Annotated in this window: 15 protein-coding genes; 7 read left to right on the top strand and 8 right to left on the bottom strand. The window is 51.9% G+C overall.

The window, feature by feature from the left end; all coding sequences use genetic code 11:
• A partial coding sequence (locus C7B16_RS17935) for an autotransporter outer membrane beta-barrel domain-containing protein (RefSeq protein WP_258182573.1) occupies positions 1-1693 on the bottom strand: 1693 nt, incomplete at its 3' end.
• Between the two features lie 583 nt (positions 1694-2276).
• Here C7B16_RS17935 and yahO point away from each other — a divergent pair.
• Positions 2277-2552: a DUF1471 family periplasmic protein YahO gene (yahO, locus tag C7B16_RS17930; protein WP_000848012.1), complete on the top strand. Its 276-nt coding sequence runs from the start codon at positions 2277-2279 to the stop codon at positions 2550-2552.
• Positions 2553-2662: 110 nt separating this feature from the next.
• On the opposite strand, the gene prpR is transcribed toward yahO, so the two are convergent.
• Positions 2663-4249, bottom strand: coding sequence for a propionate catabolism operon regulatory protein PrpR (gene prpR, locus C7B16_RS17925; protein ID WP_107179968.1), 1587 nt, complete (start codon positions 4247-4249; stop codon positions 2663-2665).
• Positions 4250-4485: 236 nt separating this feature from the next.
• Here prpR and prpB point away from each other — a divergent pair, with 236 nt between their 5' ends.
• The 4 genes from prpB to prpE all read left to right on the top strand — a co-directional run bounded on the left by prpB (position 4486) and on the right by prpE (position 10212).
• Positions 4486-5376: a methylisocitrate lyase gene (prpB, locus tag C7B16_RS17920; RefSeq protein WP_001515833.1), complete on the top strand. Its 891-nt coding sequence runs from the start codon at positions 4486-4488 to the stop codon at positions 5374-5376.
• A gap of 255 nt (positions 5377-5631) precedes the next feature.
• Positions 5632-6801 (top strand): bifunctional 2-methylcitrate synthase/citrate synthase, encoded by a 1170-nt coding sequence (prpC, locus tag C7B16_RS17915; protein ID WP_107179967.1) that lies wholly within the window; start codon positions 5632-5634, stop codon positions 6799-6801.
• Positions 6802-6834: 33 nt separating this feature from the next.
• Complete coding sequence (locus C7B16_RS17910; RefSeq protein ID WP_001515835.1) at positions 6835-8286, top strand: bifunctional 2-methylcitrate dehydratase/aconitate hydratase; 1452 nt, start codon at positions 6835-6837, stop codon at positions 8284-8286.
• Between the two features lie 39 nt (positions 8287-8325).
• Positions 8326-10212, top strand: a complete 1887-nt coding sequence (gene prpE / locus C7B16_RS17905) for a propionate--CoA ligase (protein WP_105225145.1) — start codon at positions 8326-8328, stop codon at positions 10210-10212.
• Positions 10213-10571: 359 nt separating this feature from the next.
• On the opposite strand, the gene C7B16_RS24840 is transcribed toward prpE, so the two are convergent.
• Entirely contained in the window at positions 10572-10709 is a 138-nt protein-coding gene (locus tag C7B16_RS24840) for a hypothetical protein (protein WP_166697394.1), read from the bottom strand.
• 118 nt (positions 10710-10827) lie between these two features.
• Between C7B16_RS24840 and codB the strand changes: the two genes are divergently transcribed.
• Complete coding sequence (codB, locus tag C7B16_RS17895; protein WP_000076244.1) at positions 10828-12087, top strand: cytosine permease; 1260 nt, start codon at positions 10828-10830, stop codon at positions 12085-12087.
• Positions 12077-13360, top strand: coding sequence for a cytosine/isoguanine deaminase (gene codA / locus C7B16_RS17890; protein WP_001515837.1), 1284 nt, complete (start codon positions 12077-12079; stop codon positions 13358-13360). The genes codB and codA overlap by 11 nt, the downstream gene beginning before the upstream one ends.
• A gap of 90 nt (positions 13361-13450) precedes the next feature.
• Here codA and lacA read toward each other — a convergent pair whose 3' ends face one another.
• The 5 genes from lacA to C7B16_RS17860 form a co-directional block, all read right to left on the bottom strand.
• Positions 13451-14056, bottom strand: coding sequence for a galactoside O-acetyltransferase (gene lacA / locus C7B16_RS17885; RefSeq protein WP_016262973.1), 606 nt, complete (start codon positions 14054-14056; stop codon positions 13451-13453).
• A 65-nt stretch (positions 14057-14121) separates the two neighbouring features.
• Entirely contained in the window at positions 14122-15375 is a 1254-nt protein-coding gene (gene lacY / locus C7B16_RS17880) for a lactose permease (protein ID WP_000499565.1), read from the bottom strand.
• Between the two features lie 51 nt (positions 15376-15426).
• Entirely contained in the window at positions 15427-18501 is a 3075-nt protein-coding gene (locus tag C7B16_RS17875; protein ID WP_107179965.1) for a beta-galactosidase, read from the bottom strand.
• Positions 18502-18623: 122 nt separating this feature from the next.
• Positions 18624-19706, bottom strand: a complete 1083-nt coding sequence (locus tag C7B16_RS17865) for a LacI family DNA-binding transcriptional regulator (protein WP_105269759.1) — start codon at positions 19704-19706, stop codon at positions 18624-18626.
• Between the two features lie 36 nt (positions 19707-19742).
• The gene (locus C7B16_RS17860; RefSeq protein ID WP_001247693.1) at positions 19743-20696 is read right to left on the bottom strand and encodes a GlxA family transcriptional regulator; all 954 of its coding nucleotides are present in this window, start codon (positions 20694-20696) and stop codon (positions 19743-19745) included.
• Positions 20697-20708 lie beyond the last annotated feature (12 nt).

The raw sequence follows: 20708 nt of genomic DNA, 5'->3' as shown, positions 1-20708 counted from the left end.
TTGCCGCCTGAATATTGGCCAGATAGCTGCCAATTTCCGGGCGATACAGATGTTTTCGTTCTGGTTGTGGAACAGATGGCGTAACAGGTGGCTCCGGTGTCACAGGCGGTTCTGGTGTTACAGGGGGCTCAGGGTCTGGTTCCGGGATGACGGGCAGTTCCGGTGGGGTATACGGTCCTGCGGGAATTTCACTGGTTAAAAACCAGTTCTGGTTGTCGCTTTTTACCACGTTGTAGTCATAGGGACCGGCAACAATACGACCTTCTTTACTGAAAACGCCCTCTGACAGGCCGTCAACCTCCACAATTTTTATCCCTTCCAGAGTATCCGCGCCCAGACCGCCCGCATTGTTGACCATGACGCGGGTACTACCGGAAGTATCACCTTTTACGATGAGTTTATCCGTTACGGAATTATCATCGCCTAATACCGTATGCATGACTAACAAACCATCATTGGCAGTATAGTTACCGTTAATGGTCAGTGTGGTCGGCGTGAACTCGTGGCCATTTTCATACGCAGACAACGTTGCTGTTCCAGCCAGTGCCAGCGTTTTTAACGTTTGTGAATAACCGTTTAAATCGAGATCTCCACCGCTGTCGACAATATAATCGGAGTTGGGGCTGAAGGTATCTACTTTACCAGCGCGTAGGCTGCCTTTAGTTATATAGGTATCACCAGTATAGATATTCGAGCCGGATAATGTGGTTGTTCCGGAACCTACCTGGTTAACCTGGCCTTTACCGTCTATGTATGAGGTCAGGACAAAATCAGCGTTGGTGTGATTAAAGTTTAATATTGAAGTGGTTGACGCATTTGTCCCCCCTAAATAAATTCGGGGTGTATTAATTGAACCAGCAGGCTGCGCAGCCTCACCTTGTGCACCTCCAATATTTAACATTCCTGTTCCGTTAGAGGAGACACCAACCCAGATATATGAATTCGCATTGATTACACCATCGTTGCTGACAGTGAGAATTCCGGTAGTATCAGAAACGGAAGATGTATTATATCCGCCAAGAAGTATATATGGGGCATTTACTGTTGAATTTTTGTCGGCAACCAGAACTTCTCCATAGCTACTCTGGTTAGCTGACAGAGAAGAATGGGCGTCAACATACCCAATATTCATTTGAGTCAGGGAAGTGAGTGTTCCGCCATTAGTAACAGATACTTTCCCTGTTCCCTGATCGCCAACAATAGCAATTTTAGAGGTGACTGATGAGCTTTCCCCATCAATAACCAACGTCCCCCTGGCATCACCATAAAACTCACCAACTCTTATTGATTGCAGGCCACTTATCTTACTACCATCTAACACGTATAACGTACCGGAGCCTTCGTTAGTGCCTAAAAAAATATTGGAGGAAGGTGTGTCGAACTGCCAGTTGGTATGGTTTGTTAAAGTGATGGAGCCTTCAGCATTATTACCAATGCTGGCTGCTGAAGTGGTAAGTGAAAGATTATCAATGAGTAATGAACCATTAGAGTCTTCACCTACTTTCAATGAGTTAAAATGCTCCCATCCGGGATCGTAGCCTTCTGACGCAATGAGTTTTATCTCTTCATTATTATTAATGACAACATTACTATCTGAATTTACAGGTGGGGTGATAGCCAAGGATACTGGCGTAAATAATATGGTATAAATGGCTATCGCCCGTGTCGATAAGCTTTTTTTTGCTGATTTCATATCACTCACTTTTATCCTTAAAAATTAAATGGCGAAATGCTTTTCTATTGCACATCTTTTCTTCCTGAAACCTTGCAAGGCGTAAGTATGCAATTCTCTAAATAAGAATATCTGTAACAGAGGGTGCAATAAATATATTAAAGTGTTAGTTATTTATTGCATTGATAGCTTTTTGTGGTTTGTCATCGATGTCAATATGTTAACATGGTATTTCTGAAAAAAATAATAATAAATCGTCTTAAGGACTATAAAAGTGCAATAAGTAAAGCTTATATAAATCAATTAAATAGATGGTTAAAGTTTTTTTATTAAGAAAAATGATGTGGGCTTCATGATTTTTACATTGAGTTTCTGGCAGGGTGAAAATTTGAGATTATTATAAAAAATAATTCAAATGATACCAGCGACAATTGCAGGAAGAGTTATTAACTGGCAGGAGAAGTGGGATTCACATTAAGAATAATACAAATATATTCTCTTTTGCTATAGATTTTTCTTAATCGCTGAACTACTTATTAATCAACCCTGATGATGACTGTTAGCTTCAGGGTATTAGCCTAATCACACATCATGGAGTTCACCGATGAAAACTGGAACTAAGCTCTTAGTTGGTGCGTTAGCTTTTGTTGTCACAAACGTTTATGCAGCGGAATTGATGACCAAAGCGGAATTTGAAAAGGTTGAATCGCAATATGAAAAAATAGGTGATATTTCAACCAGTAATGAAATGTCGACCGCAGATGCGAAAGAAGATTTGATCAAAAAAGCGGATGAAAAAGGGGCTGATGTGTTAGTGCTGACCTCCGGTCAGACTGACAATAAGATCCACGGCACGGCAAATATTTATAAGAAGAAGTAATTCTTAAGTCCATGTAAACATGCCTAATGCGCACGTTTATCAGTAAATGCAACATATTGATATTCATAGTTTTGCAGGCCGGATGAGGCGTTCACGCCGCGTCCGGCAATTTAATTTTTTAATCGCCGCCAGAACGTCGTGCGGCTGATGCCTAAATAATTCGCTGCTGCTGTTTTATCGCCGTTAAATTTCTCCAGCGCCTGCCGTGGTGTCAGCACGGTGGCGGCGATAACGTTAACCGATTCTTTGGCCAGTTCTGGCAATAATCGCTGCAGAAATTGCAGCGTTAAATCTGGCATCGGTTCCACGCTTAAAAATAGCGCCAGTCGTTCCATCATATTGCGTAGTTCGCGAATATTCCCCGGCCACTTATAGTGCAATAACACCGCCTGGCAGGTATTTAACCCCTCGCGTAACGCAGCAGAATACGGGGCGGCAAGTGCTGCCAGTGACACTTTCAAAAAGCTTTCCGCCAGCGGCAGAATATCCGCAACCCGCTCGCGTAGTGGGGGTAACTGCAGGCGCAAAATACTCAGCCGATAAAACAGATCACGGCGAAACCGCCCTTGCTGCATATCCTCTTGCAGATTGCAGTGGGTGGCGCTGATAACTCGCACATTCACCGGAGTCGGTTGATGCCCGCCGACGCGGGTGACCTCTTTTTCTTCCAATACCCGCAGCAGGCGAGTCTGCAACGGCAGCGGCATTTCGCCTATCTCATCCAGAAACAGCGTGCCGCCGTGGGCAATTTCGAACAGCCCGGCGCGGCCTCCGCGTCGCGAGCCGGTAAATGCCCCTTCCTCATAGCCAAACAACTCCGCTTCCAGCAGTGATTCAGCAATCGCCCCGCAGTTAACGGCAACAAACGGATGCGATTTTTTCCCCTGTCGCGCATCGTGGCGGGCAACGTATTCCCGATGAATTGCCTGCGCTGCCAGCTCTTTGCCGGTTCCTGTTTCTCCCTCAATCAGCACCGCAGCATTTGAGCGGGCATACAGCAAAATGGTTTGCCGCACCTGTTCCATCTGTGGCGATTGACCGAGCATATCGCCCAGAACGTAGCGAGTACGCAGCGCGTTGCGGGTCGCATCGTGGGCGTTATGGCGTAGCGTCATGCGCGTCATATCCAGCGCATCGCTGAATGCCTGGCGCACGGTGGCGGCAGAATAGATAAAAACACCGGTCATCCCGGCTTCTTCTGCCAGATCGGTAATCAGCCCAGCACCAACTACCGCTTCGGCGCCGTTGGCTTTCAGTTCGTTGATCTGCCCACGTGCGTCTTCTTCGGTGATGTAGCAGCGTTGGTCGAGGCGCAAATGAAACGTTTTTTGAAAAGCCACCAGCGCCGGGATAGTTTCCTGATAGGTGACGACGCCGATAGACGAGGTGAGTTTTCCCGCTTTTGCCAGCGCCTGTAATACGTCAAAGCCGCTGGGTTTAATCAGAATCACCGGCACCGACAGGCGGCTTTTCAGGTACGCGCCGTTAGAGCCTGCGGCGATGATGGCGTCGCAGCGTTCGCTTGCCAGTTTCTTACGGATGTAGGCCACCGCTTTCTCAAAGCCAAGCTGGATAGGGGTAATGTTCGCCAGGTGATCAAACTCGAGGCTGATATCGCGAAACAGCTCGAACAAGCGCGTCACCGATACTGTCCAGATAACCGGTTTGTCGTCGTTAAGTCGAGGTGGATGTGCCATTGCGCGCCATAAATCAAGAAACCGAATATTGGGTTTAGACTTGTTTCATCATTGTTGCAATGAAACGCAGTGAAACATTGTCTGAAACGTTAACTGAAACGCATATTTGCGGATTAATTAAGCGTGATTTTAATAACTTATTGAAATTTAATACTTAGTTTGATTTGAGTAATTGTGGCACAGCCCTTGCTTTGTGTTTATCAACGAAATAACAAGTTGATAACAAAGGATGGGCTATGTCTCTACACTCTCCAGGTAAAGCGTTTCGCGCCGCACTCACCAAAGAAACCCCGTTGCAAATTGTCGGCACCATTAACGCTAACCATGCGTTGCTGGCACAGCGTGCCGGATATCAGGCAATTTATCTCTCCGGCGGCGGTGTGGCGGCCGGTTCGCTGGGGTTGCCCGATCTCGGTATTTCTACCCTTGATGATGTACTGACCGATATTCGCCGTATTACCGACGTTTGCTCGCTGCCGTTGCTGGTCGATGCTGATATTGGTTTTGGCTCTTCGGCCTTTAACGTCGCTCGTACAGTGAAATCGATGATTAAGGCCGGTGCGGCGGGGCTGCATATTGAAGATCAGGTTGGTGCGAAACGCTGCGGTCATCGCCCGAACAAAGCGATCGTCTCGAAAGAAGAGATGGTGGATCGGATCCGCGCGGCAGTGGATGCGAAAACCGATCCTGATTTTGTGATCATGGCGCGCACCGATGCGCTGGCGGTTGAAGGGCTGGACGCGGCGATTGAGCGTGCGCAGGCTTACGTTGAAGCCGGTGCCGAGATGTTGTTCCCGGAGGCAATTACCGAACTCGCCATGTACCGCCAGTTTGCCGATGCGGTGCAGGTGCCGATCCTTGCCAACATTACCGAATTTGGCGCTACGCCGCTGTTTACCACCGATGAATTACGCAGCGCTCATGTCGCAATGGCGCTGTACCCTCTGTCAGCGTTCCGCGCCATGAACCGCGCTGCCGAACATGTCTACAACGTCCTGCGTCAGGAAGGCACGCAGAAAAGCGTCATCGACACCATGCAAACCCGCAACGAGCTGTACGAAAGCATCAACTACTACCAGTACGAAGAGAAGCTCGACGATCTGTTTGCCCGTAGTCAGGCGAAATAAAACAAACGCCTGTTGGTTGTATCCGACAACCAATGCCTGATGCGCCGCTGACGCGACTTATCAGGCCTACGGGGTGTACTGAACTGTAGGTCGGATAAGACGCATGGCGTCGCATCCGACAACCGATGCCTGATGCGCCGCTGACGCGACTTATCAGGCCTACGGGGCGTGCTGAACTGTAGGTCGGATAAGACGCATGGCGTCGCATCCGACAACAATCCCGACCCTACAAATGATAACAATGACGAGGACAACATGAGCGACACAACGATCCTGCAAAACAGTACCCATGTCATTAAACCGAAAAAATCTGTGGCACTTTCCGGCGTTCCGGCGGGCAATACGGCGCTCTGCACGGTGGGTAAAAGCGGCAATGACCTGCACTACCGTGGTTACGATATTCTCGACCTCGCAGAACATTGCGAATTTGAAGAAGTGGCGCATCTGCTGATCCACGGCAAGCTGCCGACCCGTGACGAACTCGCCGCCTACAAAACGAAACTGAAAGCCCTGCGTGGTTTACCGGCTAACGTGCGTACCGTGCTGGAGGCCTTACCTGCGGCGTCGCACCCGATGGATGTCATGCGCACAGGCGTTTCTGCGCTCGGCTGTACGCTGCCGGAAAAAGAGGGGCACACCGTCTCAGGCGCGCGGGATATTGCTGACAAATTATTGGCGTCGCTGAGTTCGATTCTTCTCTATTGGTATCACTACAGCCACAACGGCGAACGCATCCAGCCGGAAACCGATGACGACTCCATCGGCGGCCACTTCCTGCATCTGCTGCATGGCGAAAAGCCGTCGCAAAGTTGGGAAAAGGCGATGCAAATTTCGCTGGTGCTGTACGCCGAGCACGAGTTTAACGCCTCCACCTTCACCAGCCGGGTTATTGCGGGCACCGGTTCTGACATGTATTCAGCCATTATCGGCGCAATCGGCGCACTGCGTGGGCCGAAACACGGCGGGGCGAATGAAGTTTCGCTGGAGATCCAACAACGCTACGAAACGCCGGATGAAGCCGAAGCGGATATTCGTAAACGCGTGGAAAACAAAGAAGTGGTCATTGGTTTCGGGCACCCGGTTTATACCATTGCCGATCCGCGCCATCAGGTGATCAAACGTGTGGCGAAGCAGCTCTCGCAGGAAGGCGGTTCACTGAAGATGTACAACATCGCCGATCGTCTGGAAACGGTGATGTGGGAGACGAAAAAGATGTTCCCCAATCTCGACTGGTTCTCTGCCGTTTCCTACAACATGATGGGCGTCCCCACTGAGATGTTCACTCCGCTGTTTGTCATCGCTCGCATTACCGGCTGGGCGGCGCACATTATTGAACAACGTCAGGACAACAAAATTATCCGTCCTTCCGCGAATTACGTTGGACCGGAAGACCGTCAGTTTGTTGCGCTGGATAAGCGCCAGTAAACCTCTACGAATAACAATAAGGAAACGTACCCAATGTCAGCTCAAATCAACAACATTCGCCCGGAATTCGACCGTGAAATCGTTGATATCGTCGATTACGTCATGAATTACGAAATCAGTTCCAGAGTGGCCTACGACACCGCCCATTACTGCCTGCTCGATACCCTCGGCTGTGGTCTGGAAGCGCTGGAATATCCAGCCTGTAAAAAACTGCTGGGGCCAATTGTCCCCGGCACCGTCGTACCTAACGGCGTGCGTGTCCCCGGAACTCAGTTCCAGCTCGACCCTGTCCAGGCTGCGTTTAACATCGGTGCGATGATCCGCTGGCTCGATTTCAACGATACCTGGCTGGCAGCGGAGTGGGGCCATCCTTCCGACAACCTCGGCGGTATTCTCGCCACGGCGGACTGGTTATCCCGCAACGCAGTCGCCAGCGGCAAAGCGCCATTGACCATGAAGCACGTGCTGACCGCAATGATCAAAGCCCACGAAATTCAGGGCTGCATCGCGCTGGAAAACGCCTTTAATCGCGTCGGCCTCGACCACGTTTTGTTAGTGAAAGTGGCTTCCACCGCCGTGGTGGCCGAAATGCTCGGCCTGACCCGCGAGGAAATTCTCAACGCTGTTTCGCTGGCGTGGGTGGACGGTCAGTCGCTGCGCACCTATCGTCATGCGCCGAACACCGGCACGCGTAAATCCTGGGCGGCGGGCGATGCCACATCCCGCGCGGTACGTTTGGCGCTGATGGCGAAAACCGGCGAAATGGGTTATCCGTCAGCCCTGACTGCGCCGGTGTGGGGCTTCTACGACGTCTCCTTCAAAGGTGAGTCGTTCCGCTTCCAGCGTCCGTACGGTTCCTACGTTATGGAAAATGTGCTGTTCAAAATCTCCTTCCCGGCGGAGTTCCACTCCCAGACGGCAGTTGAAGCGGCGATGACGCTCTATGAACAGATGCAGGCTGCAGGTAAAACAGCGGCGGATATCGAAAAAGTGACCATCCGCACCCACGAAGCCTGTATTCGCATCATCGACAAAAAAGGGCCGCTCAATAACCCGGCTGACCGCGACCACTGCATTCAGTACATGGTGGCGATCCCGCTGCTGTTTGGGCGCTTAACGGCGGCAGATTACGAAGACAAGGTTGCGCAAGATAAACGCATCGACGCCCTGCGCGAGAAGATCACTTGCTTTGAAGATCCGGCGTTTACTGCCGACTACCACGACCCGGAAAAACGCGCTATTGCCAACGCCATTACCCTTGAGTTCACCGATGGTACGCGCTTTGAAGAAGTGGTGGTGGAGTACCCAATTGGTCATGCCCGCCGCCGTCAGGATGGCATTCCGAAGCTGGTCGATAAATTCAAAATCAACCTTGCGCGCCAGTTCCCGACTCGCCAGCAGCAGCACATTCTGGCGGTTTCTCTCGACAGAACTCGCCTCGAGCAGATGCCGGTCAATGAGTATCTCGACCTGTACGTGATTTAAGCAAACGGCGGTAAGGCGTAAGTTCAACAGGAGAGCATTATGTCTTTTAGCGAATTTTATCAGCGTTCGATTAACGAACCGGAGCAGTTCTGGGCCGAGCAGGCCCTGCGTATCGACTGGCAGACGCCCTTTACGCAAACGCTCGATCACAGCAATCCGCCGTTTGCCCGTTGGTTTTGTGAAGGCCGAACCAATTTGTGCCACAACGCCGTCGACCGCTGGCTGGAGAAACAGCCAGAGGCGCTGGCGCTGATTGCCGTCTCTTCGGAAACAGAAGAAGAGCGCACGTTTACCTTTCGCCAGTTATATGACGAAGTGAACGCGGTGGCGTCAATGTTGCGCTCATTGGGCGTGCAGCGCGGCGATCGGGTGCTGGTGTATATGCCGATGATTGCCGAAGCGCACATTACCCTGCTGGCCTGCGCGCGGATTGGTGCTATTCACTCGGTGGTATTTGGTGGATTTGCTTCGCACAGCGTGGCGGCGCGAATCGACGACGCCAAACCGGTGCTGATTGTCTCGGCAGATGCCGGGGCGCGTGGCGGCAAAATCATTCCCTATAAAAAATTGCTCGATGATGCGATAAAGCAGGCGCAGCACCAACCGCGCCACGTTTTGCTGGTGGATCGCGGGCTGGCGAAAATGGCGCGCGTCAGCGGGCGGGATGTTGATTTCGCTTCGTTGCGTCATCAGCACATCGGCGCGCGGGTGCCGGTCGCCTGGCTGGAATCTAACGAAACTTCCTGCATTCTCTACACCTCCGGCACGACCGGAAAACCTAAAGGCGTGCAGCGTGACGTCGGCGGTTATGCGGTGGCGCTGGCAACCTCAATGGAAAACATTTTTGGTGGCAAAGCGGGCGGTGTGTTCTTTTGCGCGTCGGATATCGGCTGGGTGGTGGGGCATTCTTATATTGTCTACGCACCGCTGCTGGCGGGGATGGCGACCATTGTTTACGAAGGGTTGCCGACCTGGCCGGACTGTGGCGTGTGGTGGAAAATTGTCGAGAAATATCAGGTGAGCCGAATGTTCTCAGCGCCGACCGCTATTCGCGTGCTGAAAAAATTTCCTACTGCTGAAATTCGTAAACACGATCTCTCGTCGCTGGAAGTGCTCTATCTGGCAGGAGAACCGCTGGATGAACCGACCGCCAGTTGGGTGAGCAATACACTGGATGTGCCGGTCATCGACAACTACTGGCAGACCGAATCCGGCTGGCCGATTATGGCGATTGCTCGAGGCCTGGACGACAGGCCGACGCGTCTGGGAAGCCCCGGCGTGCCGATGTATGGCTACAATGTGCAGTTGCTCAACGAAGCTACTGGCGAACCGTGCGGCGTGAATGAGAAAGGGATGCTGGTGGTGGAAGGGCCGCTGCCGCCGGGCTGTATTCAGACTATCTGGGGTGACGACGACCGCTTTGTGAAGACATACTGGTCGCTGTTTTCCCGTCCGGTATATGCCACCTTTGACTGGGGTATCCGCGATGCTGACGGCTATCACTTTATTCTCGGGCGCACTGATGATGTGATTAACGTTGCCGGGCATCGGCTGGGCACGCGCGAGATTGAAGAGAGTATCTCCAGTCATCCTGGCGTTGCCGAAGTGGCGGTGGTAGGGGTGAAAGATGCGTTGAAAGGGCAGGTGGCGGTGGCGTTTGTTATTCCGAAAGAGAGCGACAGTCTGGAAGACCGCGAGGTGGCACACTCCGAAGAAAAGGCAATTATGGCGCTGGTGGACAGCCAGATTGGCAACTTTGGCCGCCCGGCGCACGTTTGGTTTGTCTCGCAGTTGCCGAAAACGCGATCCGGAAAAATGTTGCGCCGCACGATCCAGGCCATTTGCGAAGGACGCGATCCGGGGGATCTGACGACCATTGATGATCCCGCGTCGTTGGATCAGATCCGCCAGGCGATGGAAGAGTAAGGTATTGTCGGACGCGTCGCGCGCCGCATCCGACAACTGTGCTGTGATGTCTGATGCGACGCTGGCGCGTCTTATCAGGCCTACAGGTCTGAACCGTAGGTCGGATAAGGCGCTCGCGCCGCATCCGACAACTGTGCTGTGATGCCTGATGCGACGCTGGCGCGTCTTATCAGGCCTACAGGTCTGAACCGTAGGTCGGATAAGGCGCTCGCGCCGCATCCGACAACCGTGCTTTGATGCCTGATGCGATGCTGGCGCGTCTTATCAGGCCTACAGGTCTGAACCGTAGGTCGGATAAGGCGCTCGCGCCGCATCCGACAACCGTGCTTTGATGCCTGATGCGACGCTGGTGCGTCTTATCAGGCCTGCAGGTCTGAACCGTAGGTCGGATAAGGCGCTCGCGCCGCATCCGACAACCGTGCTTTGATGCCTGATGCGACGCTGGCGCGTCTTATCAAGTCTACCCACTGTTTTTCCAGAGATAATTTTTTATCCACTTTTTTGCACTCATCCATATAAAAAATATATTCCACCACGGAAACGATTGCTTTTTATTTTCAGATGAATAGAATGCGGCGGATTTTTTGGGTTTCAAACAGCAAACGGAGGAATTTCGTGTCGCAAGATAACAACTTTAGCCAGGGGCCAGTCCCGCAGTCGGCGCGGAAAGGGGTATTGGCATTGACGTTCGTCATGCTGGGATTAACCTTCTTTTCCGCCAGTATGTGGACCGGCGGCACTCTCGGAACCGGTCTTAGCTATCATGATTTCTTCCTCGCAGTCCTCATCGGTAATCTTCTCCTCGGTATTTACACTTCATTTCTTGGCTACATTGGCGCAAAAACTGGCCTGACGACCCATCTTCTTGCTCGCTTCTCTTTTGGTGTTAAAGGTTCATGGCTACCTTCACTGCTGCTGGGCGGCACCCAGGTTGGCTGGTTTGGTGTTGGCGTGGCGATGTTTGCCATTCCGGTGGGCAAGGCGACGGGATTGGATATTAATCTGCTCATCGCCGTCTCTGGTTTACTGATGACCGTCACCGTGTTCTTTGGCATTTCGGCGCTGACAGTTCTTTCTGTAATTGCGGTTCCGGCGATCGCCTGTCTTGGCGGTTATTCCGTGTGGCTGGCCGTTAACGGCATGGGCGGTCTGGAGGCATTAAAAGCGGTCGTTCCCGCACAACCGCTAGATTTCAATGTCGCGCTGGCGCTGGTTGTCGGTTCATTTATCAGTGCAGGTACGCTCACTGCCGACTTTGTCCGTTTTGGTCGCAATGCCAAACTGGCGGTGCTGGTGGCGATGGTGGCCTTTTTCCTCGGCAACTCGTTGATGTTTATTTTCGGTGCGGCAGGTGCTGCGGCATTGGGCATGGCAGATATCTCTGATGTGATGATTGCTCAGGGCCTGCTGCTGCCTGCGATTGTGGTGCTGGGGTTGAATATCTGGACCACCAACGATAACGCGCTCTATGCGTCGGGTTTAGGTTTCGCCAACATTACCGGTATGTCGAGCAAAACCCTTTCGGTCATCAACGGTATTATCGGTACGGTCTGCGCATTATGGCTGTACAACAATTTTGTCGGCTGGCTGACCTTTCTTTCGGCAGCTATCCCTCCCGTTGGCGGCGTAATCATCGCGGACTATCTGATGAACCGTCGCCGCTATGAGCACTTTGCGACCACGCGTATGATGAGTGTCAATTGGGTGGCGATTCTGGCTGTCGCGCTGGGGATTGCCGCAGGCCACTGGTTACCGGGGATTGTTCCGGTCAACGCTGTATTAGGTGGCGCGCTGAGCTATCTGATCCTTAACCCGATTTTGAATCGCAGAACGACAGCAGCAATGACGCATGTGGAGGCTAACAGTGTCGAATAACGCTTTACAGACAATTATTAACGCCCGGTTACCCGGCAAAGAGGGGCTGTGGCAGATTCATCTGCAGGACGGAAAAATCAGCGCCATTGATGCGCAATCCGGCGTCATGCCCGTGACTGAAAACAGTCTGGATGCTGAGAAAGGTTTAGTTTTACCGCCGTTTGTGGAACCGCATATTCACCTGGACACCACGCAAACTGCCGGGCAACCGAACTGGAATCAGTCCGGCACGCTGTTTGAAGGCATTGAACGCTGGGCCGAGCGCAAAGCGTTATTAACCCATGACGACGTTAAGCAACGCGCCTGGCAAACGCTGAAATGGCAGATTGCCAACGGCATTCAACATGTGCGTACCCATGTAGATGTCTCCGACGCAACCCTGACTGCACTGAAAGCGATGCTGGAAGTGAAGCAGGAAGTCGCGCCGTGGATTGACCTGCAAATCGTCGCCTTCCCGCAGGAAGGGATTTTGTCGTATCCCAACGGTGAAGAGTTGCTGGAAGAGGCGCTACGCCTGGGAGCTGACGTAGTGGGGGCGATTCCGCATTTTGAATTTACCCGCGAATACGGCGTGGAGTCGTTGCATAAAACCTTCGCGCTGGCGCAAAAATACGACCGCCTGATCGATGTTCACTGCGATGAGATAGACGATGAGCAGTCGCGTTTTGTCGAAACTGTTGCCGCGCTGGCGCACCGTGAAGGAATGGGCGCGCGCGTCACCGCCAGCCACACCACCGCAATGCACTCTTATAACGGGGCGTATACTTCGCGCTTGTTCCGCTTGCTGAAAATGTCCGGCATTAACTTTGTTGCCAATCCGCTGGTCAATATTCATCTGCAAGGACGTTTTGATACTTATCCAAAACGTCGCGGCATTACGCGCGTCAAAGAGATGCTGGAGTCCGGCATTAACGTCTGCTTTGGTCACGATGATGTCTTCGATCCGTGGTATCCGCTGGGAACGGCGAATATGCTGCAAGTGCTGCATATGGGGCTGCATGTTTGCCAGTTGATGGGCTACGGGCAGATTAACGATGGTCTGAATTTAATCACCCATCATAGTGCCAGAACGCTCAATTTACAGGATTATGGTGTTTCCGCTGGAAACAGCGCCAACCTGATTATCCTGCCTGCAGAAAATGGGTTTGACGCGCTGCGTCGTCAGGTTCCGGTACGTTATTCGGTACGTGGCGGTAAGGTGATTGCCAGTACACAACCGGCACAAACCACTGTATATCTGGATCAGCCGGAAGCCATTGACTACAAACGGTAATCGTCTGGGGTGAACAGCCACTGACTTGTGTCAGTGGCTACCATGATTCATTACTCTGCTACCTTCTTTTGTTCCTGTGCTTATTTAACCTTAAGATTCAACTTTATAATCTTTGTAATAATACTGTTTATCACGCTCGTTTATTTCGCGAATAACCCGACAGGGAACGCCTGCAGCAACGACATTTGGCGGAATGTCTTTTGTTACGACACTGCCCGCGCCAATAACAGAGTTTTCTCCGACGGTGACGCCTGGATTAATGACCACATGACTCCCAATCCAGACATTATTGCCAATCGTTATCGGAAAAGAGTACATCTCTCCGTTTTTTCTCAATTCATGGTGTACAGGGTGCCCGGTAACGGAAAGGGTAACGTTGGGGGCAATCAGTACGTTATCACCGATAGTGACTGTGTGGTCATCGACGATGGTTAAATTGAAATTTGCGTAAAAATTGCGGCCTATATGGATATTGGAACCATAAGAGAAATAAACAGGTGGTTCTATCCAGGCATTTTCTCCTACCGTGGCAAACATTTCTTTAATCAGGCTTTCCCTTTTTTCAACTTCCGATGGATGTGAGTGATTAAACTCATACATCAACGCTTTCCCACGAAGTCTTTTTTCAGGTAAACCTTCGCACATATCGGTAAATAACTTTCCTGCTTTTATTCTTTCGCTCATTGGCATGTTCATTACGATTATTCCGCTCTGGTATGTTGGTCGGATAAGGCGCTCGCGCCGCATCCGACATTGATTGCTTAAGCGACTTCGTTCACCTGCCGACGCAGCAAGGAAAGCGGGCCTGGGCCGCTAAGCGTGAATACGGAAATTAAGGTAAAGCCCAGCGCCACCAGACCCAGCACCAGATAAGCGCCTTGGAAACCGATGCTTTCATACATATTGCCCGCCAGAACAGACATGAAAATCATCGCCAGTTGTTTAAAGAAGCAGAAACAGACCAGATAAATTGTTGCCGAAAAACGCACTTCAAACTGGCTGGTAATATATTTAAAGCAGCCCACCAGCAGGAACGGTACTTCAAACATATGCAGTGTTTTTAGAATAACCACTTCCAGCGCCGAGGTGGCGAACGATGAGCCAATAATACGCACAGACATAATGGTGCCAGCCAGCAGCAGGGCATTTTTCCCACCGATGCGATTAATAATCAGTGGTGCAAAGAACATAATCGAAGCGTTAAGTAATTCACCCATTGTTGTGACATAGCCAAATACTCGCGTACCCTGTTCACCAGTGGTGAAAAACGAAGTAAAGAAATTAGCAAACTGTTGGTCAAACACATCGTAGGTGCAGGAAACACCAATAACATACAGCGATAAAAACCACAGTTTCGGTTGTTTGAACAACTCCAGCGCCAGTTTAAGACTAAATGCGGAATGATTTGCACCTACGGCATTGGCAACCGTGGCGGAAGAAGGTGCATCCGTTTTGGCGAAAAAAAGCAGAACGGCGAGGATGAGCGCACAGCCGGAACCCAGCCAGAAGACAAAGTGGTTATTGATGGTGAACATGATGCCGACAATTGAGGCACACAGCGCCCAGCCAACGCAACCAAACATCCGCGCGCGACCAAATTCGAAATTACTGCGACGGCTGACCTTCTCGATAAATGCTTCTACTGCCGGTGCACCCGCGTTAAAACAGAAGCCAAGATAAATGCCGCCAACAATCGAACCTAATATAATATTGTATTGTAACAGTGGGCCAAAGATAAAAATAAAGAACGGCGCAAACATCATTAACATGACGGTAATAATCCATAGCAGATATTTGCGCAGCCCGAGTTTGTCAGAAAGCAGACCAAACAACGGTTGAAATAACAGGGAGAACAGAGAAATAGCAGCAAAAATAATGCCGGTATCACTTTTGCTGATATGGTTGATGTCATGTAGCCAAATCGGGAAAAACGGGAAATAGGCCCCCATGATAAAAAAGTAAAAGAAAAAGAATAAGCCGAACATCCAAAAGTTTGTGTTTTTTAGATAGAACATAATGGATTTCCTTACGCTAAATACGGGCAGACATTGCCTGCCCGGTTATTATTATTTTTGACACCAGATCAACTGGTAATGGTAGTGACCGGCGCTCAACTGGAATTCCGTCGAAACTGACGGACTCCAGGAGTCGTCGCCGCCAATCCCCATATGGAAACCGTCGATATTCAGCCAGCTCCCTTCCTCCGCGTGCAGCAGATGGCGATGGCTGGTGTCCATCAGTTGTTGTTGGCTGTAACGGCTGATATTGAACTGGAAGTCGCCGCGCCACTGGTGTGGGCCATAATTCAATTCGCGTGTTCCGCAGCGTAGACCGTTTTCGCTCGGGAAGACGTATGGGATATACATCTCTGACAACGGCATATCCCAGCGGTCAAAACAGGCCGCAGTAAGGCGGTCGGGATAGTTTTCTTGCGGCCCTAATCCGAGCCAGTTAACCCGCTCTGCGACTTGTGCCAGTTGGCAGGTCAGGCCCACCCGCGCCGGATGCGGCGTATCACCTGCTACTTCAACATCCACGCTGATGGCCATCTCACCGTGTCCATCAATACGGTAGGTTTTCCGGCTGGTAAATAAGGTTTTCCCCTGATACTGCCACGCGTGGGCAGTCGTAATCAGTACCGCGTCGGTAATCCGATCTGCCGTACACTGCAACAGCACTGCTTCTGCCTGGTAATGGCCTGCTGCTTTCCAGCGCTCTCCCCAGGCGTTCGGGTCAATACGAGTCGCTTCGCTTACGCCAATGTCATTATCCAGCGGCGCTCGGGTGAACTGATCGCGCAGCGGGGTCAGCAGTTGTTTTTCATCGCCAATCCACATTTGTGAAAGAAGACCTGACTGGCGGTTGAATTGCCAACGTTTATTACCCAGCCCGATGCAAAAATCCGTTTCGCTGGTGGTCAGTTGCGGGGCGGAGTGGGGCGCAGACGAGAGCGTTACGCGGAGGTTTTCTGCCAGTCGCCATTGCTGCCAGGCGCTGATGTGTCCGGCTTCTGACCACGCGGTCGCGTTTGGTTGCACCACCTGTACCGTGAGCCAAAGTTGCCCGGCACTCTCCGGCTGGGGCAGTTCAGGCAATTCAATCAACTGTTTTCCTTGTGGCGCGACAGCCAGAGGCACTTCACCACTCGTTAGCGGCTTGCCATCCAGCGCCAGCGACCAGTGCAGGATTTCGTTATCGCTATGACGGAACAGGTATTCGCTGGTGACTTCGATTGTTCGCCCGGATAAACGGAACTGGAAAAACTGCTGTTGGTGTTTTGCTTCCGTCAGCGCCGGATGCGGCGTGCGGTCGGCAAAGACCAGACCGTTCATGCAAAACTGGCGATCGTTCGGTGTATCGCCAAAATCACCGCCATAAGCCGACCACGGGTTGCCGTTTTCATCATATTTAATCAGTGACTGATCGACCCAGTCCCAGACAAAGCCGCCTTGTAAACGCGGATACTGACGAAATGCCTGCCAGTATTTGGCAAAGCCGCCGAGGCTGTTACCCATCGCGTGGGCGTATTCGCAAAGGATCAGCGGGCGCAACTCACCAGGCAGTGAAAGCCATTTTTTGATTGACCATTTCGGTGCTGCCGGGAAGGGCTGATCTTCATCCACACGGGCATACATCGGGCAAATAATATCGGTAGCCGTAGTGTCTGCTCCGCCACCTTCATACTGCACCGGACGGGAGGGATCGACGGATTTTATCCAGCGATAGAGCGCGTCGTGATTAGCGCCGTGACCGGATTCATTACCCAGCGACCAGATAATCACGCACGGGTGATTGCGATCGCGCTGTACCATCCGCGTTACGCGCTCGCTCATCGCCGGTAACCAGCGCGGATCATCCGTCAGGCGATTCATCGGCACCATGCCGTGGGTTTCGATATTAGCTTCATCCACCACATACAAGCCGTAGCGGTCGCACAGCGTGTACCACAGCGGATGGTTCGGATAATGCGAACAGCGCACGGCGTTAAAGTTGTTCTGCTTCATTAGCAGGATATCCTGCACCATCGTCTGCTCATCCATGACCTGACCGCGCAGAGGGTGATGCTCGTGGCGGTTAACGCCGCGAATCAGCAACGGTTTGCCATTCAGTAACAGCAGACCATTTTCAATGTGTACCTGACGGAAGCCAACATCACAGGCTTCCGCTTCAATCAGCGTACCGTCGGCGGTGTGCAGTTCAACAACTGTACGGTAAAGGTTCGGGAGTTCTGCGCTCCACAGCGCCGGATTTTCGACGTTCAGACGTAGCGTGACGCGATCGGCATAACTGCCGCGCTCATCGATAATTTCGCTGCCGAAAGGTGCGGTGCTACTGGCGACCAGGTTTTCACCTTGCCACAAAGAAACTGTTACCCGCAGAAAGTCGCGCAACTCGCCACCCATGCGCACTTCAGCCTCCAGCACGGCGCGGCTGAAATCGTCATTAAAATGGGTAGCAACATGGAAATCGCTGATTTGCGTGGTCGGTTTGTGCAGCAACGAGACGTCGCGGAAAATGCCGCTCATTCGCCACATATCCTGATCTTCAAGATAACTGCCGTCACTCCAGCGCAGCACCATCACCGCGAGGCGGTTTTCTCCGGCGTGCAAAAAGGCGCTCAGGTCAAATTCAGACGGCAGGCGGCTATCCTGGCCGTAGCCAACCCAGCGTCCGTTACACCACAGGTGAAACGCCGAGTTAACACCATCAAAGATAATCCGCGTCTGGCCATCCTGGAGCCAGCTTTCATCAACATTAAATGTGAGCGAGTAACAACCCGTTGGGTTTTCTGCGGGAACAAACGGCGGATTCACCGTAATGGGGTAGGTCACGTTGGTATAAATGGGGGCGTCGTAACCGAGCATCTGCCAGTTTGACGGCACCGGAATATTATCGGCTTTTGGGAGATCGCGTTCGAGCCAGCTTTCCGGCACCGCTTCCGGTGCCGGAAACCAGGTAAATAACCATTCACCATTCAGACTGCGCAATTGACGGGAAGGGTGATTATCACGGGCTTCTTTGCTATTGCGCCAACTGGAAAAAGGGGGATGTGCTGCAAGGCGATTGAGTTGGGTAACGCCTGGGTTTTCCCAATCACGACGCTGTAATACGACGGCCAGTGAATCCGTAATCATGGTCATAGCTGTATCCTGTGTGAAATTGTTATCCGCTCACAATTTCACACAACATACGAGCCAGATGCACAGAGTGTAAAGCCTGGGGTGCCTAATGAGTGAGCTGACTCACATTAATTGAGTTGCGCTCACTGTCCGGTTTCTAGTCGGGAAATTTGTCGCGCCAGTTGCATTAAAGAATCGGCCAATTCGCGGGGAGAGGCTGCTTGCGCGTTCGGAGGTTGCGTGGTTTTTCGTTTAACCAGTGACACGGGTAATAGCTGATTTCCCTTCACCGCCTGGCCCTGGGAGAATTGCAGCAAGCGATCCACGCTGGTTTGTCCCAGCAGGCGAAAATCCTGTTTGATGGTGGTGAGCGGTGGGATATAACACGAGCTATCTTCGGTATCGTCGTATCCCACAACCGAGATATCCGCACCGACGCGCAGCCCGGACTCGGTAATGGCGCGCATTGCGCCCAGCGCCATCTGATCGTTCGCAACCAGCATTGCGGTGGGGATGATGCCCTCATTCAGCATCTGCATGGTTTGCTGAAAACCCGATATTGCGCTCCAGTCACCTTCAAGCTCTGCTATTGGCTTAAGTTGATTGTGGCCGAGATATTTATGCCAGCCTGCCAGGCGCAGACGCGCCGAGACAGAACTTAATGGACCGGCTAACAGCGCGATTTGCTGGTGACCCAACTCGACCAGATGCTCCACGCCCAGCCGCGTACCGTCGTCATAGGAAAAAATAATACTGTTGACGGGTGACCTGTCAGAGGCGTCAAGAAACAAAACGGGCACGTTACCACAGGCGGCTTCCACAGCAATGGCATCTTGCTCATCCAGCGGGTAGTTGATGACAAGACCGCTGACGCGTTGCGCGAGAAGATTGTGTACCGCCGCTTTACAGGCTTCGACGCCGCTTCGTTCCACCATCGAGACTACGACGCTAGCTCCCAGTTGATCGGCGCGGGATTTTATTGCCGCGACAATTTGTGACGGTGCATGCAGAGCCAGACTGGACGTGGCAACGCCAATCAGCAACGACTGTTTGCCTGCCAGTTGCTGTGCCACGCGGTTGGGAATGTAATTCAGCGCTGCCATTGCCGCTTCCACTTTTTCCCGTGTTTTCGCAGAAACGTGGTTGGCCTGATTCACCACGCGGGAAACGGTCTGATAAGACACACCGGCATACTCAGCGACATCGTATAGCGTTACTGGTTTCACATTCACCACCCTGAAATGACTCTCTTCCGGGCGCTATCATGCCATACCACGAAAGGTTTTGCGCCATTCGGCGGGGCTGACGCCGAAGTGAGATTTAAAATGCTGACGCCACGTCACAGGTGAGAGGAAGCCCACCTCAGCCGCTATCCGCTCAACGGGCAACTGACTGGAACCCAACAGTTCCTGGCTACGGCGTAAGCGTTCAGTGATGAGCCATTCAGCGATACTCGAACCGGTCGCTTTCATAAAATGGCGGGTTAGTGTGCGGCGACTCATCATTACTCGCTGCGCCAGCGAGTCGAGATCATGCTGTTGCGCAATGTTTTGCCGCAGGTAATCCAGCAGGAGGTTGATGCGTTCATCATGGGTATTTTTCGGCACCGGTTGCTCAATAAACTGCGCCTGACCGCCGGTGCGGTATGGCGGTACGACCATCCGTCGGGCAATGTGGTTAGCATAGTCGCTGCCAAAATGTTGCCGAACAATATACAAACAGCAATCCAGCGCCGCGGCAGTACCGGCAGAGGTAATAATGCCGTCATCGTCTACATACAACGCGTTAATATCCAGATGTGTTTCTGGAAAACGTGCCTGAAATTCACGTTCGAACTCCCAGTGCGTGGCTGCACGCTTATTTTTCAGTAAACCTGCATAGCCGAGCACAAACGTGCCCAGACAAAGCCCGACAATCTGTGCCCCGTTATCCTGTGCGGTCGTTAAGGCTTCCAGCAGTTTTTGTGGCGGTTTTTGTGTAATTGTTCCCCAGTAAGGAATTATCACAATATCCGCTTGTATGACTGCGGTATAGTCATGGGTGGCGGTTACGGAAAACCCATCGGCAGAGTCCACGTTTCCCGGCTTTTCAGCGCAGATAATCACGTGAAAGCGTTTTTTTTCCGCCATTTTTTCGCTAAACACGATAAACGGTACGGAAAGGTGAAAAGGACTAAAACCGGCAACGGCGATAATGGCAACAGTCAGCGGGCGCATAACACTCTTTAT

Origin of the sequence: Escherichia sp. 20412-1, from assembly GCF_003027595.1 — a bacterium.
Classification (GTDB): Bacteria; Pseudomonadota; Gammaproteobacteria; order Enterobacterales; family Enterobacteriaceae; genus Escherichia; species Escherichia marmotae.
The sequence above is the reverse complement of the archived record's forward strand: the minus strand, read 5'-3'. Positions and strand labels throughout refer to the sequence as shown.

Excerpts from the sequence above, each read along its gene's own strand:
- prpC (WP_107179967.1), top strand. The coding sequence starts at position 5,632 with ATGAGCGACACAACGATCCTGCAAAACAGTACCCATGTCATTAAACCG.
- prpB (WP_001515833.1), top strand. The coding sequence starts at position 4,486 with ATGTCTCTACACTCTCCAGGTAAAGCGTTTCGCGCCGCACTCACCAAA.
- C7B16_RS17910 (WP_001515835.1), top strand. The coding sequence starts at position 6,835 with ATGTCAGCTCAAATCAACAACATTCGCCCGGAATTCGACCGTGAAATC.
- lacA (WP_016262973.1), bottom strand. The coding sequence starts at position 14,056 with ATGAACATGCCAATGAGCGAAAGAATAAAAGCAGGAAAGTTATTTACC.
- C7B16_RS17860 (WP_001247693.1), bottom strand. The coding sequence starts at position 20,696 with ATGCGCCCGCTGACTGTTGCCATTATCGCCGTTGCCGGTTTTAGTCCT.
- lacY (WP_000499565.1), bottom strand. The coding sequence starts at position 15,375 with ATGTTCTATCTAAAAAACACAAACTTTTGGATGTTCGGCTTATTCTTT.
- yahO (WP_000848012.1), top strand. The coding sequence starts at position 2,277 with ATGAAAACTGGAACTAAGCTCTTAGTTGGTGCGTTAGCTTTTGTTGTC.
- C7B16_RS17875 (WP_107179965.1), bottom strand. The coding sequence starts at position 18,501 with ATGACCATGATTACGGATTCACTGGCCGTCGTATTACAGCGTCGTGAT.
- prpE (WP_105225145.1), top strand. The coding sequence starts at position 8,326 with ATGTCTTTTAGCGAATTTTATCAGCGTTCGATTAACGAACCGGAGCAG.
- prpR (WP_107179968.1), bottom strand. The coding sequence starts at position 4,249 with ATGGCACATCCACCTCGACTTAACGACGACAAACCGGTTATCTGGACA.